Annotated in this window: 13 protein-coding genes; 5 read left to right on the top strand and 8 right to left on the bottom strand. The window is 52.1% G+C overall.

Annotated features, from left to right (window positions below; all coding sequences use genetic code 11):
* Positions 1 to 81: 81 nt before the first annotated feature.
* On the bottom strand, positions 82 to 309 hold the full coding sequence (locus ONV78_RS10080) for a hypothetical protein (protein ID WP_011398090.1): 228 nt from the start codon (positions 307 to 309) through the stop codon (positions 82 to 84).
* A gap of 21 nt (positions 310 to 330) precedes the next feature.
* On the bottom strand, positions 331 to 609 hold the full coding sequence (locus ONV78_RS10075) for a Cro/CI family transcriptional regulator (RefSeq protein ID WP_216739629.1): 279 nt from the start codon (positions 607 to 609) through the stop codon (positions 331 to 333).
* Positions 610 to 717: 108 nt separating this feature from the next.
* Here ONV78_RS10075 and ONV78_RS10070 point away from each other — a divergent pair, with 108 nt between their 5' ends.
* The 4 genes from ONV78_RS10070 to ONV78_RS10055 all read left to right on the top strand — a co-directional run bounded on the left by ONV78_RS10070 (position 718) and on the right by ONV78_RS10055 (position 4,991).
* The gene (locus ONV78_RS10070) at positions 718 to 1,140 is read left to right on the top strand and encodes a transcriptional regulator (RefSeq protein ID WP_127971876.1); all 423 of its coding nucleotides are present in this window, start codon (positions 718 to 720) and stop codon (positions 1,138 to 1,140) included.
* A 347-nt stretch (positions 1,141 to 1,487) separates the two neighbouring features.
* Entirely contained in the window at positions 1,488 to 1,928 is a 441-nt protein-coding gene (locus ONV78_RS10065) for a hypothetical protein (protein WP_011398087.1), read from the top strand.
* A 159-nt stretch (positions 1,929 to 2,087) separates the two neighbouring features.
* Entirely contained in the window at positions 2,088 to 3,365 is a 1,278-nt protein-coding gene (locus ONV78_RS10060) for an FAD-dependent oxidoreductase (protein WP_279503010.1), read from the top strand.
* Between the two features lie 144 nt (positions 3,366 to 3,509).
* Positions 3,510 to 4,991: an OmpA family protein gene (locus tag ONV78_RS10055; RefSeq protein ID WP_279503008.1), complete on the top strand. Its 1,482-nt coding sequence runs from the start codon at positions 3,510 to 3,512 to the stop codon at positions 4,989 to 4,991.
* A 114-nt stretch (positions 4,992 to 5,105) separates the two neighbouring features.
* Here the strand turns inward: ONV78_RS10055 and ONV78_RS10050 are convergent, their stop codons facing one another.
* From ONV78_RS10050 to malT, 3 genes are all read right to left on the bottom strand, one after another.
* Positions 5,106 to 5,363 carry a GrxA family glutaredoxin gene (locus tag ONV78_RS10050; RefSeq protein WP_279503007.1) on the bottom strand — a complete coding sequence of 86 codons (258 nt, stop codon included), beginning with the start codon at positions 5,361 to 5,363 and terminating at the stop codon, positions 5,106 to 5,108.
* Between the two features lie 177 nt (positions 5,364 to 5,540).
* On the bottom strand, positions 5,541 to 6,884 hold the full coding sequence (locus tag ONV78_RS10045; RefSeq protein ID WP_279503005.1) for a glucan 1,4-alpha-maltotetraohydrolase domain-containing protein: 1,344 nt from the start codon (positions 6,882 to 6,884) through the stop codon (positions 5,541 to 5,543).
* A 197-nt stretch (positions 6,885 to 7,081) separates the two neighbouring features.
* Positions 7,082 to 9,805, bottom strand: a complete 2,724-nt coding sequence (gene malT, locus ONV78_RS10040; RefSeq protein ID WP_279503004.1) for an HTH-type transcriptional regulator MalT — start codon at positions 9,803 to 9,805, stop codon at positions 7,082 to 7,084.
* A 346-nt stretch (positions 9,806 to 10,151) separates the two neighbouring features.
* On the opposite strand from malT, the gene ONV78_RS10035 reads away from it, so the two are divergent.
* On the top strand, positions 10,152 to 10,919 hold the full coding sequence (locus ONV78_RS10035) for a YecA family protein (RefSeq protein WP_216740271.1): 768 nt from the start codon (positions 10,152 to 10,154) through the stop codon (positions 10,917 to 10,919).
* A 44-nt stretch (positions 10,920 to 10,963) separates the two neighbouring features.
* Here the strand turns inward: ONV78_RS10035 and ONV78_RS10030 are convergent, their stop codons facing one another.
* The 3 genes from ONV78_RS10030 to ONV78_RS10020 all read right to left on the bottom strand — a co-directional run bounded on the left by ONV78_RS10030 (position 10,964) and on the right by ONV78_RS10020 (position 14,380).
* The gene (locus tag ONV78_RS10030) at positions 10,964 to 11,653 is read right to left on the bottom strand and encodes a HAMP domain-containing sensor histidine kinase (protein WP_279503000.1); all 690 of its coding nucleotides are present in this window, start codon (positions 11,651 to 11,653) and stop codon (positions 10,964 to 10,966) included.
* A 6-nt stretch (positions 11,654 to 11,659) separates the two neighbouring features.
* On the bottom strand, positions 11,660 to 13,285 hold the full coding sequence (locus ONV78_RS10025) for a tetratricopeptide repeat-containing response regulator (protein WP_279502999.1): 1,626 nt from the start codon (positions 13,283 to 13,285) through the stop codon (positions 11,660 to 11,662).
* A gap of 336 nt (positions 13,286 to 13,621) precedes the next feature.
* Positions 13,622 to 14,380, bottom strand: a complete 759-nt coding sequence (locus ONV78_RS10020; protein WP_216740268.1) for a response regulator — start codon at positions 14,378 to 14,380, stop codon at positions 13,622 to 13,624.
* Positions 14,381 to 14,816 lie beyond the last annotated feature (436 nt).

Raw genomic sequence — 14,816 nt, 5'->3', positions numbered from 1 at the left:
CGGTCATAAATTAAGAAGGTGAGCGTTACGCTCACCTTCTTTTAAAATATCTGTCGATGACTCAGGTCGATAAATCTGGGTTCAACTTTCCTCCTTCCTTTGTTCGCCTGTCGCTTTCTCCTCAAATCGAGTGAGGGGAATCCAAAACCGGTAAAGCATGTCTTCATAGCTGGGGAGCTTCTTGAATGCTTCGTAGTTTTCTTTCATCAGGCGCAGCCGCAATTCCGAGGCTTTCGCATTTCTGATGAAGAACAGCAAACACAATGCAGTCATAATCAATATGGCTCCGGTCAGGCTTAATAACAGCATGGGCCTCCCTTTGCTATTCCTCTATATTCCCTTGGTAACTTTGTCCGCATCGCCGGTTTTGTCGCTTTTGGCTTTTTGTCCAACCTTTACATTTTTCTTTAGAGTTTGAGTGGATGATTTACCTTGTCTGCTTCGTTTCGATGAAACCTTTAGAACGCCGTCGGTCAGAACCTGCAATTGCCATTGTCGCGGCTCAGGCACCGAGTCTCCCCACTCATAAACAGCCTGGGTGGTGATTCCTAACGTTTTGGCGACGTTCGCCACCGAACCGAAGTAAGCAAGTACTTCCGCTTTCGTCATAGCTGCCTCCTTACATCGCGCGTTATACAAGCATAATTGCTTTAATAAAGCAAGCATATTTGTAGCAAGGCGGGTTACAATGCGGCAAACTACAAAGCTGGCTTGCATATGTCTGTAACCGAAAGAATCGAACAACTACTACTCGAAAGGGGCGTTCATCGCCGTCAGGTAAAGCGGAAGATCTCTAACGCTTGCGGAGTCCGTTATGAAACTGTACGTCAGTGGTTTAACGGTACGATTGCTGAAGTAGGCGCCAATTACCTTTTGATTATCGCTGACAAATGGGACGCCAACTTTGATTGGCTCTACACTGGCAAGGGCTCAATGGAAAAGCCCAAGATCAGTGAAGAGGCCGCTTCTTATCTGCCCGAGGAAAAAAGGGCATGGCTGGAATTGTTCGATAACACCTCTGACGTTGAGCGCGCATACATGCTCAACGAGTTGAAACGGTTCCGTAAGTCTATTCAAAATCCATATGAAGGGTTGGAGCCGGCCTCTTTCTCAAAAAAGGAAGAAAAAGTTAAAAGCTGATAACTTGTTGGCTTTTAACTGAAAGTTGTACTTCCGTCCAAGTCTCTGACTGACTTTCACATCGGAGAGTCAGTTTCTCACCTCGAATCGATCGTTCTTCTTACCTGTTCTTAATATTTTGTCTTCTTTTTCGTTTGTTGAGCGATTGCGTTTGCGTTTTTAGCGAAAGTGCGTCGCGCCCAGTGCCCAAGGCCTGTCTGAGGGAGTGAAAAAGAGTGGGATAACGGCGAAATCCAGTTGTACTTTTATTAATCATTGTCAATGTAATAAAAAATCTTGGAATTAGGCATGCAAGCTTGTATTAATGCGAGATACAATTTACAAATCTTAACAAAGCTGGCTTGCATATGAGTGTTACAAAAAGAATCGAAAGACTACTACTGGATCGGGGAGTGCATCCCCGGAAAATTAAACGGGAAATCTCCGTCGCCTGTAACGTGCGTTACGAAACCGTGCGCCAATGGTTTAACGGAGATATTTATCAGGTGGGAGCGGATTACCTGATTACCATCGCTGACAAATGGGATGGCAACTTCGAGTGGCTGCGTACGGGCGATGGCCCTATGTATCGCGTGCGTATGGAAGAAGACGGTCCTGTCTATCAACTGCCGCCTGAGAAACAGGCCTGGTTGGATCTCTACGATCGCACAACCGAGTTTGAGCGCACGTTGTTGGTGTCGGAGCTGGATCGTATTCGTCACGCTTTCCGCAAGCCCTCCGGGCCAAGCGTCAAAAGAGGACATAACGGCGCTGCTGTAAGGATTCAGGAAAGCCCCGTCGCATCCTGACGGGCCTTTTTGTCGTCTAAGTCGCATATGCGCGGTTTGCAGCTGTAGCGAAGTGGTGCGGCTTTGAATTATTCTGCTGAGTCTCAGGAAATGCTGGAGACAAGGCGGCGGCGGGATTGAGCCGCGTCAGAGTGGAATTGACGACAAAGAGGGAAGCGCATGGCGACTATTGTTATTTTAGGCGCGGGCCTGGGCGGAATGCCCATGGCGTTTGAGTTAAGGGAAACGTTGAGTAAAGACCACCGCATTGTGGTGGTGAGTGATAAAGATTATTTTCATTTCGTGCCGTCCAATCCATGGGTGGCCATCGGATGGCGGGAGCCGGAAGCGATCAAAATTCCGCTGCAGTCCCCCTTATCCGGCAAAGGCGTAGAGTTGGTGGTTGGCGCTGCGCAAAAAGTCGATCCAGCCGCCAGCCGCATAGAGCTTAAAAATGGAGACAGCATCTCCTACGATCATCTGATCATTGCGACAGGTCCTCGTCTGGCGTTTGACGAAATTCCTGGACTGGGTCCAGAAGGCTACACCCAATCTATTTGCCATATTGATCATGCGATAAAAGCCAATCAGAAGTGGCGCGAGTTCGTCGAAGATCCTGGTCCTATCGTCGTTGGCGCGGTGCAGGGCGCTTCCTGTTTTGGGCCGGCCTATGAATTCGCATTCATTATGGATCGTGACCTGCGTAAACGGCGTATTCGCGACAAAGTGCCCATGACCTTCGTCACCTCCGAACCTTATATCGGTCATCTCGGTTTAGGCGGAGTTGGTGACAGCAAAGGTATGTTGGAGTCGCAATTACGACAAAGACACATCGATTGGGTTTGTAACGCCAAGGTTGAGTCTGTCGACGATAAACTTGTGACCGTCATGGAAGTGGATGAGAAAGGTGAGAACAAACAACGCCGTGAACTGCCCTTCAAATATTCAATGATGCTGCCGGCTTTTACAGGTATTGATGCCTTGAAAGGCGTCGAAGGTCTGGTGAATCCCCGGGGCTTTGTTGTGATCGATAAACATCAGCGAAACCCCACTTATCCCAATGTATGGGGGATTGGCGTGGCGGTTGCGATTGCGCCAAAGGAAAAAACACCTGTTCCGACTGGAGTTCCCAAAACCGGTTATATGATTGAAAGTATGGCGACGGCGGTGGCGAAAAATATTCAGGCGACGCTTAACGGCGCGCCCCCCAAAGCGGAGGCGACCTGGAATGCGGTGTGTCTGGCGGATATGGGGGACACCGGTATCGCCTTCGTGGCGATTCCGCAGCTGCCGCCACGTAACGTGAACTGGATGCGTGAAGGCAAGTGGGTGCATGTCGCCAAGGTGGCGTTCGAGAAGTACTTTCTTCTTAAGCTACGTAAAGGCTCTACAGAACCGCTCTTTGAGCGCTACATATTAAAAGCTTTCGGCATTGAAAGGCTGAAGGTCCCTTCTTAACTACTTTCTCAACCTCCGCTAATCATACCTTTCTAACGCGTCAGCCTAAGCGGGTGGACGCGTTTCTTCCTGTCATTGTGACGGAAAACCACGTCAGAAAGCGCTTATATTTCCTGCAATTACGTCCACACATAGGGGAGTTCCATGCTTAGAAGGTTTGCCGCTGCTTTGATTGGCGTTTTGAGCGCCGCCAGTGTTTATGCCGACAACCCGGATCATCCGTTATTAAGTCGTTATCCTGGCGCCACAGTAAGAACTTATCTGCAGATCGATTATGCGCCATTCACGATTCCCGCCAGCAAACTCAGCGGCGAAGATAAGCCTTACGAATATGAAAAGTTAAGCCTGACCGGCGACTTGACCCAACATTTCTATAACCTCGAAAACGTCTCCACACTAAAAGTTTATAAAAACTATCGGGCTGCGCTGGAAAAAGGCGGGTTTAAATCTGTCTATCAGTGCGAGTTGGAGCAGTGCGGCTCGGAATATCAGGTTGCTGAGTTGGGCGCTTTGGTGTCGTCGAATGACAGCGTCTACAACTACTACCGCAAACCTTACTACATGGTTTACGAGAAGGGGGCGGAAAAAGGTAAAGTCACGGTGGCGCTGTTCATTGGCGGCTATGAAGACGAGGTCGCCGTTCAGCAGGTTATCGTTGAAGAAGAGCCGTTGCAGAACGATCTTGTCGTCATGGATGTCGATTATCTCGGGGCGCAGCCGCCTGCGACGGTAACGAAGGCGAATGACCCAGACGCGACGAAGGAAGATCATCCGCTGCTGCCACGCTATCCCGGTGCGAATTTGCGGCAACGCAAAGTGGTGGATTATGAGCGCATCAGCATTCCGGTTTCCGCACTGAGCGGAGACGACAAGCCCTATCAGTATGAATCCTTGGATTTGGTGGGGGATTTGTCCAGGCACTATTACGAACTGGAAAATGTCTCCACGTTAAAGCTGTACGAAAACTATAGAGCGGCGCTGGCGAAAGGCGGCTTTACCACTATCTATTCCTGTGAGCTGCAGCAGTGTGGCGATGAATATAAGTCGGCTCACCTTGGTGGGCTGATATCGCTTACAGAATCCGTCTACAACTATTACCGTAATCCATACTTTATGGTGGCTTCTAAAGACGCGGCAAAAGGCAAGGTGTATGTCGCCTTGTTTATTGGCGGTTATGAGGATGAAACGGCAGTGCAGCAGATCATTCTGGAGTCAGAGGCGCTGGAGGATGATCTGATCACGGTGGATGTGGACAGTCTGAGTCGCGATATCGACGAGACCGGAAAAGCGCTTTTATACGGGGTGTTATTTGATACGGGCAAAGCGGTTGTTAAAGACGAATCCAAGCCTACTTTGGACGCGATCGCAGGTTTGCTGAAAAAACGCCCGGATCTGTTGCTCTATGTGACAGGTCATACGGATGACACGGGGGCGTTTCAGCACAATATTGAGCTGTCCTCGGCGCGTGCGAAGGCGGTTGTTGAACGTCTGATAAAAGACTACGGTATTGCGCAAGCGCGCTTGATCCCTTATGGAGTGGGTCCGGTGGCGCCGGAAGCGGACAATCTTTCTGACGCTGGAAAGAAACGCAATCGTCGCGTTGAGCTGATTAGGCGGCTCCAGTAGCGAACGTATAGCGTTGCGTTATCTAAAAGATAAAAAGAGGCCTTGAGTGTGGCCTCTTTTTGTTTGTGTTGTTTATTGCATTAAGCCGTTGATGCTGACGCTGCTGCGGTTTGGTCAGTGCGTCAGGTTTTGGCGGACGTAGCTTTCGAACTCATTACAGCCGCCGATGTGTTCTTTATCGATAAATATTTGCGGCACGGTCTGGACCGGCTTACCGACTGTTTTCTCCAGGTCGGCCTTGCTGATGCCTTCCTCATGAATGTCGATGTAGCGGAAATCGAAATCTTGTCGCTGATCTTTTAGTTGCTCTGCAATTTGCTTGGCTCTAACGCAATAAGGGCACCCTGACCGACCGAAAATCACCGTATACATGACTGATACCTCCGTAGGAGCGTTTAAAACAATGCGACCTAGATTATACGTGGCGATGAGAGGAGGAAAATTGATAGTTAATAACGTTTTGATTGATTTTTGTTATTGGCGTGCGTCGAAACTGTGTCTATAGAGCACAAGAATCCCGGGCGTCAGCCGCCCGGGAGATTGCTGGCGTTACTGACGCCAGATGCGGATGCGGCCATTGTCCTCGTTGACCGCCAGGCTCCATGAACCGCCCGCCACTTGGTTGGGGGAGCTGAAGTTAGAGTCAATGGCGAACAACAATTTTCCATTACTGCCGCTTGTGGTTCCCACCAATCCGCTGAATCCATCATGGAATTGCACACCGGAGTAAGCTTTCACGCCAGCGGATTTGCGTAGTTGAATCAGATTGCGGATGAAGTCGCGCATTCCCCAGTCATACATATGCGGCCAATACACAACCGGCGTGCCGGGGCTGGAAAGAATGTAGGCGTAAGCCATTTTGCGTTTCCAATCCGGCAGCGCCCAGTGATGCTGGCCGCCGAGAGGGCCGGGTGAATAGCCGGTGTCGTGGTTGTCGACGAATGTCACCGCGACCTCGCGCCATTGGGCGCTGGGGTTGCCGTTGAGCCCGTATCTCCAATCGGAAATGGAGCCGTTCTGCATACGTTCTTTTAGGGCGAAGTCGAAGACGGAACAATCGGAGTTGTCAGTGAAATCTTTCAGGATTTCCTGCCAGCTGGCGCTGTGTCGCCAATCCCAGGAAGGAAATTCGCTGGGACCTTTCCATAACTCGCCAACGCAATAGCCGCTGTCCAGAGAGGCGCTCATCCAGGAATTGATGCGCTCCGGCGCGTAGCCCCGAACGAAGTCGAAGCGGAACCCGCCGGCGCTGTAGTTAGTCTTCAGGTTGACCAGTTCATTCTTAAACAGGTTGTATACATCCGGGTGGGCGGTGCTGAAATCTGAGCCGCCGTCCATGAACGGGTCGCCATCGTCACAGGAACTGCAGTCGGAACGATAGTAACCTTGCCCGGAGGGAAAATTGAGTGAGTCATTGCTGTGGCCGCGGTCATGGTGATTGGGCACGATGTCGTAAATGACCTTTACGCCTTTGTTTTTCAGGGCGGACGCGGCCTGCTTCAATTGGCCGTCGTTCCCGTAGCGGCTGTTTTTATTCATATCGGCCCAAAAGTAGCCTTCGCCACCGAAGCGTGTATCGCTGGACGCTTGCCAGGAAGAGTTGTCTCTCCAGGGAACTGGCATCCAGATGGCGGTGAAGCCGTCGTCGCTGATTTGCTGGGCCTTACTTTGCAGGATGTTGTACCAGTTGTTTTCCGCAGTGCGTACGACGTTCCAGTGGAAGCCCTGCAGGATGATTTCGTCGCCGCCGTGAAAGCGGACGCCAGCGCCGCTTTTGCCGGAGGTGTCAGCGCTTGCGGCGGTTGCGGATACGCCTAATACGGCGGCGGCCGCACAAGCGGCTGCGTGTCGGATGACGAGAGAAATTCGGGTTGGACGATGAACTTTCAACATAATGAATGAGCTCCGGTATTGTATTTTTTCTGAAGTCCATATTGGTGCATCCGTGCGCCAAGCTCGTGGAATTGGCGGCGGCCGTCATGGCCGCTTCGGATGTACGTTACCCTTTGATCATAACCAAGGCGAGCCTGGGACGCTTCCATGCAAATGGGGGATTTACGGGGGGATTTTCAGCGTTTAGGTCCGCCGGCCTACCCCTGTTCGCCAAGGCCGGCGACCCGGCCCTGCGATAAGTCGAGGGAAACCCGTCGAGCTTCCACCCGGCTGGAAATTCCCAGTTTCTGGTACACGTGTTTGATGTGGCTGCGAACAGTGCTTGGCGCTACATACAGACGCTCGGCGATGCGTTCATTGCTGCTGCCTTCGCCAATCAGGCGCAGCACTTCCCACTCTTTTGGGGTAAGCGCCAACGCTCTGGCTTGTTCTGGCATATTGCGCGTTTTCTTCTGCGGCCTATGCTGGCGTTTGGAAAGCTCTAACACCCGTTGCAGGTGTCGGCGTTCGGCGCTGGACAAGCGTGAGTCCTCCATCATTGCGCCATAGAACTCCAGCAGCCACTCTGGCGCTTGTAACAAGCTGGCGATCGCGCGCATGGGTTCCGCCAGCTGCAATGCGCGCAGCAGGGCGTTGCCGGCCTCGTTCTCATTTCCCAGGCGCAGACAGGCCCAGGTTGCGAGAATCTGGTTTTCCATCTCACAGAGGCGCAGACCAAATTGGCGAGCCTGAGCGGTCAGTGGTTGCAGTATCTGCGCCGCTTCCCGGGATTTGTCCAGACTGAGCAGCGCAAAGGCGAGGTTGCGCGCGCGGCGTTGCTGAAAATGACTTGGCGCTGGACTGGGAGCCGGTTCGGCGCCTAACCACTCGTTAATCGCGGATAGATTGCGCTGCTGTCGCCAGTAGCGAAGTTGAATGGATGCGGACAGGGCGCGCCAGTCCGAGTGGCAACGGTGTTCGCGCATTAGCAGTGTATTTTTGCGTAGATAAATTTCCGCCGCGCCAGCTTCGCCCTGCTGCAACGCGATACTGGCTTTCAATGCGTTGAGAGGGATGGCGCAGTGGGGCTCAAGGTGCTCCACGATGCGCAATCCGGCGTCACAATGCTGGGCGGCCTCATGGTATTGCAGCCATTCGATGAGCAGATCGGCTCGTTGTCGATGAATAAACTCCATGACCGGTGTTTGCGCAAGATGGTGCTCCCGCGCCAGTTGCAAGACGATGGTCTGCTGTTGATGACATCCCAGCAGGTCTCCCTGATGGCGTAGAACATCCGCCTGCTGACCAAGCGTCCAAAGCAGTCCGTGCATGGAGTCTGCGGCGCGTGCGGAAGCTTCCGCCTGAATAAATGCGTCCCGCGCCTGATTCAGTTCTCCTCGACACACATGAGTTTCACCTAGAACAGACAGGGCGATAGCGGCTGCGTTGGAGGCGCTGGAGCTGATCGCCAAGGCCTGTTGCGCATGATTGTGCGCCGCTTCTATGTCTTCAACCGTGGCGTATAACTGGGCCTTGAGTGCGCTGATTTCGGCGCTAACCCGTCGCCACTGCGTCTCCTCTTGACGGTCCGGCAAACGTTGCTCGGCTTGATTTAGCGCTTCCTCCAGCGATCCGGGATCGGCCTGGGTCAGGCATACCCAGGCTCGCAACAGCGCGAGTCTGTTATCGTTCGCGATGGCGGCTTCGGGAAGGGCGTCCAGACACTGTTCAATGAGGCTGAGTCGTCCCTGCTCAAACAGCGCCCAGCCATGGACAGATAACGTCTCTGCGATCAGCGCCGGATCGCCCACCTGTAATAGATGCGTTAGCGCTTCCGCTATCTGGGCTTTCTGCAACCACCATTCGTATGCTCTTTTATGCAAGTCAACGATAGCCTGTGGAGACGCCTGAAGCTGTAGCTGATGACGCAGAAACTCCGCGAAAAAGGGATGGTAGCTGTACCAGGTGCGATATTCGTCCAGCGGGGCGATGAACATGCCGCCTTTCTCCAGATCCTGCAGCATGCCGAAACTTTCTTTCTGTTCAGTCAGCGTTTGCGCCAGCTCGGAATTGAAACGCTCCAGCACGCTGGTTTTTAGCAAAAACGCCTGACGTTCCGGCGATTGTTTGCTGAGCACTTCCTCTGCGAGAAAGTCCAATACATGTGCGTGGGCGCCGTTAAAACGTCTCAGGTAATCGTTAAATGAATCCTTTGGGGGCGCTGACAACGCAATGATCTGCAGTCCCGCCGCCCAGCCTTTCAAGCGCTGCAACGTTTCCTGCAATGCTTGTGGGTCGTCGATTCGAAGATCATTTTTTTCATGAAGAAATTGCCGGGCTTCCTCTAATGTAAAGCCAAGCTCATCTGCCCCGATTTCGTGCAGCATGCCGCGTACCCGCCAATTCGCTAAACCTAGCGGCGGCTCAGATCGCGTCAGAATAAACAGACGTAGCGCGGGAGGCTGATGCTGAATAAGAAACCGCAGCGCCTCATGGATTTGCTCGTTATGCACGCGATGGTAGTCATCCAGCACCAGAATCAGTTGGTGATCCAGGGCGCTTAATTCGTTGCACAGCTTTCCGGTGAGCCAGATCAGATCATAGTCGGATAGCGCCTCTTCTGCGCGTGACAATGGACCCTGAAGCTCCGCCGCATGATGAGACAGCGCCGCTGTCAGATAGCGCCCAAACAGAGTGGCGTCGTTATCCAGCTCATCCAGGCTGAGCCAGGCGACCCGTCCTGGCTGGCGGCGGCGCCAATAAGACATCAAAGTGGTTTTTCCGAATCCCGCCGGCGCGCGCACGATACATAAGGGCTTACTGGCGGCGTCAAGCAGAGCGGCTTCCAGGCGTGGGCGGCTCAGAACATGAGGGCTGGTTTGCGGCGGTGAAATCTTGCTGGGAATCAGCGGTCTTGCTTCAGGTGCGTCGCTCGTAGTCATAAAGGTGCTCCGCCGGCGGCCTCTCGCTGACCGTCACGGCTGTTTATTTTTGTTATGGGCCGCTTTGTTTGTTATGTGCAATGGGCATGTTGGCGGCGTTATTACAATGAATGTTATGGGGGTAGAAAATACGGGTAAACAGCCGCTCAAGGGGGGAGGTGGGGATGAGTGGGGGAGTAGTGGATATTTTCTTTGGGCGTAGAAAGGGGCGTACTCCGCTGAGGCGAGTCTGGCGTGCCCTGGAGCCAACGCGAGGACGCGCCGGGGCCATATTAAATTACTAACAATATTGCCTGTTTCGTTTTACACTTGAATGAATAACAGATTATTAAAAGGATCGAGTGGTATGGGAGTTGAATTTCCTTCCGTATACCCGAGGGGACAAGTCGCTTCGGGCTATGAATCTGATCCGCGATTTATTGACCTGCGTGCATTTTTGTGTGATGCCGAACGCTGTGAGGACTTGCTTAATTACAATCAATGTCACGGTTTTTTGTTCGGATTAGCCTGTTGCCCTGTTGAAATAGACGAGCAGGACTGGCTACCCGTCGCATTGGGAGAATGCTATCAGGAGGAGCTGTGCCAAAGTGACTCGACGGTGATCGAGGACATGAAGGCGCTGTATCAGGAAATTCGCGGACAAATAGAAATCGGCGCGCCGACGCTGCCTTCAGACTGCCTGTTCAGCTGGGATACCGAGGAACGCCGCAGTTTCGAAAACTGGTGCGAGGGCGTTATTCTGGCGGATGAGTGGCTGGCGCCAAATTGGGTGCGCGCTCTGGAGATGCTGGCGCAGCGTGATCCCGGCGGCTATGAGAAAATGTCACGGGATCTGGATGACACCATTTCGATTCTGAAAGTCTTTCAGGATGTGGATGCCGCACTGGAGATTCTGGAGCGTGAAGGCGCGTCTCAACAGGATGATTTTCGCGAGGAGTTACGCGGCGCTCATGAGGATCTCAATGGGTATCTGATGCGATACGCAAAAGCGGGGCGGGGCCTGTCCGTTTACTTCCAGCATCATGATCCGCTGGTGCGGGAAGAACCCAAAGTCGGCCGTAATGATCCTTGTCCTTGCGGGAGCGGTAAAAAGTTCAAGAAGTGTTGTCTGTAAGTTTACGTTTGGCCGCCGGTGATCCCGGCGGTAGGCGAACGGACTCAGGGCAAATACATTTCAAAGACGCCGCCATTCAGCGCGCCGCCGTTACGCAGTGAAATCTTGCCAGTTTTTCCTTTTTGCATGTGCAGCTGCGCTATCCGATGGGCGAAATACAGTCCCAGATTGGTGCTACCTGACTCGAAATCCACTTCTGTCGATAGCTGTTCTGGAATCTCCACCATCTTGGCGGGAAATCCCTGACCATCGTCTTCGATCGTGATGTAAAGACCGTCTTCCTCTGTTCTGGCGGACACTCTGATCTGGCTGCGGCTGTAACGAATCGCGTTGGCGAGAATGTTGTTCACCACGCCAGACACCAAGTCGTTATCAAAATACCCTGTTAATCTCTCATTGCAGTCTACCTCGCAACGCATGTTGCGAGCGGCGAAAAGAGGATGGTAGCGCGCCACTTGTTCTTCCAGAAAATCCAGTAGGAAGTGTTCATCGATGTCTGCGGTCAGCATGTTTGCATCCAGCTTGTAAAGGCTTAGCAACTGCACCAGATCGTTGTTGACCCTTGCGGCCTCGTACTGCAACGTCGCCATGCGTTGAGCAATGGGCAGGTCCAGTTCCGCGATTTCGTGATTCACTTCGTCCAGCGAGTGCAGCAACATGCTCAGAGAGTTCTTCATATCGTGAACGCTGGCCGCCATGATAAAGCTGAAGTCCAGTTTGTTTTTCTGTGTCACGGTGCATTAACCTCGTTGAATTTGCTGGTATCGCTGCAACAAGTGTTGATAGCGCTTGTACTGTCTGTGCTGCGGCGTCAGTCGTTGCAGCCGACTCAGACACTGCTGCGCGAGTCCCTGATATTCTGCGTTCAGTTTGGACTGAGAGGCGGATTTGATCAGTGTTTGCAGCAGGTTTAGATTCAGGCCGACGTGAGCCGGTGTAATCGCCATCGCTTCCTTGAATACGGCCACCCCATCCGACAAGGCGCCCTCCTCGTATAGCTGGATGCCTTTTCTGTTGAGTTCCCGAGCTTTGATTCGTTGTTTCAGGCTGACGGGCTCGTCGCGCAACTCTTCGATTCTGTCTTGCAGTTTCTCGTTATCCGGATACTTCGCGGCAAGCTCGGTCAGCAGTTGTTCGGCTTCTTTCTCCTGGTTTAGCGCGTACAACGTTTGCGCCATTTCCAGTGTCAGGTCCGGATTGTCCTTGGCGGCTTCGTCAAAGTAGGTTTGCGCCTGCTTCAGCGCTTTAGCGCCTTCTTGTGCTTTGCCTTGGCCGGACCAGACCCTGGCCTCAACCATATGACTTTTCAGCTGTGTCGCTGGATCGTCTTTATATTTTCTGCGGATGCGTTCTAGCGCTGCGTTGGCTTCCGAGGCCAGCTTTTGGCCTTGTGATGAGGTGTCGCCTTCCGACAGGTCAGACAGGCAGCGGGTGAAATCCAAATACAAATCTGGTGATTCGTGGCAGGAATACTCGCTCAACTTGTTGGTTTGTCGGTACGCTTTGGAGGCGGTTTCCAAGTCATGCAATGAGCGACTGATCTCCGCCAGCTCTTTTTGGCGCAGCAGGGCGCGAGGGGAAATTTCCACCGCTTGCTGCAGCGTCCCTTGAGCTTTTTTGCCGTGGCCGATATGACGCTGCGCTTTGGCCAGCCAGTCATAGGCTTCCACCAAAAGAGGTTGCTCTTCAATCAACTCCTCGAACTTAACCGCCGCCTCTTGCGCATTGCCTTCCGCCAGCAGCACTTTGCCAAGTCCCAGGCGGGCCCAGTCCAAGCGGCGTTTTTGCAGGATGTCTTCATAAATCTGTTTGGAGTGCACCAGATCGCCACTGAGATAGTACAGGTTCGCCAGGGTTTTTACGGTCCAGGAGCGGTATTTAGTGTTGGCCTTGAGATGTTGATTGCATAGGGTAATCGCCTTGGAGTAATCCTCCAGATCAATCGCGCGATTGATATCTGCGGTGGCCTCCTTTTGCTCCATTAGCTTATCAAGGCGGTTTTGCAGTATGGACTGAGTAATGGGCTTGGTGATGTAACCATCAGGCTGGCACTCCAGTGCGCCAAACACCATATCTTTGGCGGCTTCAGCGCTGACCAGCAGGAAGATATCCGTATTTTTCAGCAGTTTACGGAAGCGCAACTCTTCCAGCACTTGTTGTCCGTTCTTGTGCTCCCCCATGTTGTAGTCACAGAACACCACATCATAATGCTTGCGTAAAAACAGCTGCACCGCATCTTCGCCGTTGCGGGCGCTGTCGATATCCTCCGCGCCAAGTCGGCGCAGCATTTGTTTGAGTGAGAAGATGAAATTGTCAAAATCATCGACCAGCAGAAACTTTTTCTTTTGATAAGTCTTGAACAGCATTGCGCTATTTCCCGGCTATTGGCTCACTGAGATGAACTTGGGTTTTCCGTATTTAAGCAGGCGCACTGCGCAGCAGACATCTTTGATGAAAGCCCAGAAAAACAATCGGTGTAATGCTCTCTTTCTAAAGAATTACTTTAAGTAAGTGTAACGGATATTTATTTTCTTGCCTGAAACGAGGGCGGAGGCTTGCGCAATAGGCTCTTGAATGTTGGTGCGCTTGGCAAGGTCTGCAATGGTGGGTGAGACCAGGGAAGGGTGGGGATAACAAGAGAGCGCTTAAGCGCCCTCTAATACATGGTTGCTACCGATTCTGTTAATGACTCTTTTCGTTGATCAGGTTTCTTCCATGATGGCGATCAGTTCATTCAGAACCTGTCTGGCGGAATTCACCTCTTTTTGCATGGCTTCAAAGGCGGAATCCAGCGAGTTCAACTTCAGCCCTGTTAGAATGAATACGACGATCATCGCCCATAGCGCAATGCGCAGGCGGCCATTCTGCTTTTTCAGTTCTTCCAGTGGCTTCCAGTAACGCTCGTTTTGCTGGGTTTCCAGCTCGCTGCGTAGAGAAGCGATGCGCTGCTCCACGTGATCTTCCATTTTCTGCTGACCCGGGCGCAACGGGACGACTTTACGTGGCGCGGCGGGTTGCTCGGTAGACATAGGAGTCTGGCCGATCGCCTCCGCCACAGTGTTAACGCTAGCTTCGGTGCGGGCCAGCTCCTGCTGCATATAAACATGTTCGACGAGCAGATATAAACGTTCGCGCTCAACCTGCTTGGTGATAACTCCCGCCGCGCCAAGGGCCTTGGCCTCTTCCTGGTATTTCATGGCGTTTTGGGAGGTATACATTATGACGGGAATCTGGTTGGTTTCCGGATTTTGCTTTAACGCTTTAAGTGTCTGGAAACCATCCATGCCCGGCATAAGATGATCGAGAAAGATCAGGTCCGGGCGTTCTGCGGGAACCAGTTTCAGGGCTTCTTCACCTGAGCTGGCCTGACGGGTTTTAACGTCCATGCTGTTAAGGACCTTGGCCAGCATAATTCGAGCTGTCGCTGAGTCGTCAACGATGAGAGCGGTTTTCTGAGCCATTTAATGTTCCTTAATCGCCTGTCTTTTCAGCAGGAGCAGGCCTGCTATACGTCGGAAGAGAAAGCGTCTCCGACATTCGACGCCGTCCAATAATCTTAATAACTTTTAATATAGCAACAGCCGAATAATGAAGCTGTTATGCCAAATAATGACGCTTCTAACATAGATTGCAGATTATTCATTTGGCGTTAATTTTAGCAACCCTATTTTAGGCCTATGAAATATAGGCGTACCGGTCGATAAGTATAGGCTTTATGGTCTATTTTTATTGTTTTGGGTTTTATTCTGTTGCTGTCTAACCCTAAAGGATTATCCTAGGGGCAGTCGGCGGTCCATTGCAGTGTCGTCGTATATAGTCAGGGACGCAAACCCGGAAAGCCATTGTGAGTATATGCATCGCTTTAACTGGTAAGCATAATTAGTTAATCTAACTGGA

The sequence above is a fragment of the Hahella sp. CR1 genome (genome assembly GCF_029813005.1).
In the GTDB taxonomy this organism is placed as follows: domain Bacteria; phylum Pseudomonadota; class Gammaproteobacteria; order Pseudomonadales; family Oleiphilaceae; genus Hahella.
This window is presented reverse-complemented; position numbering and strand designations above follow the sequence as displayed.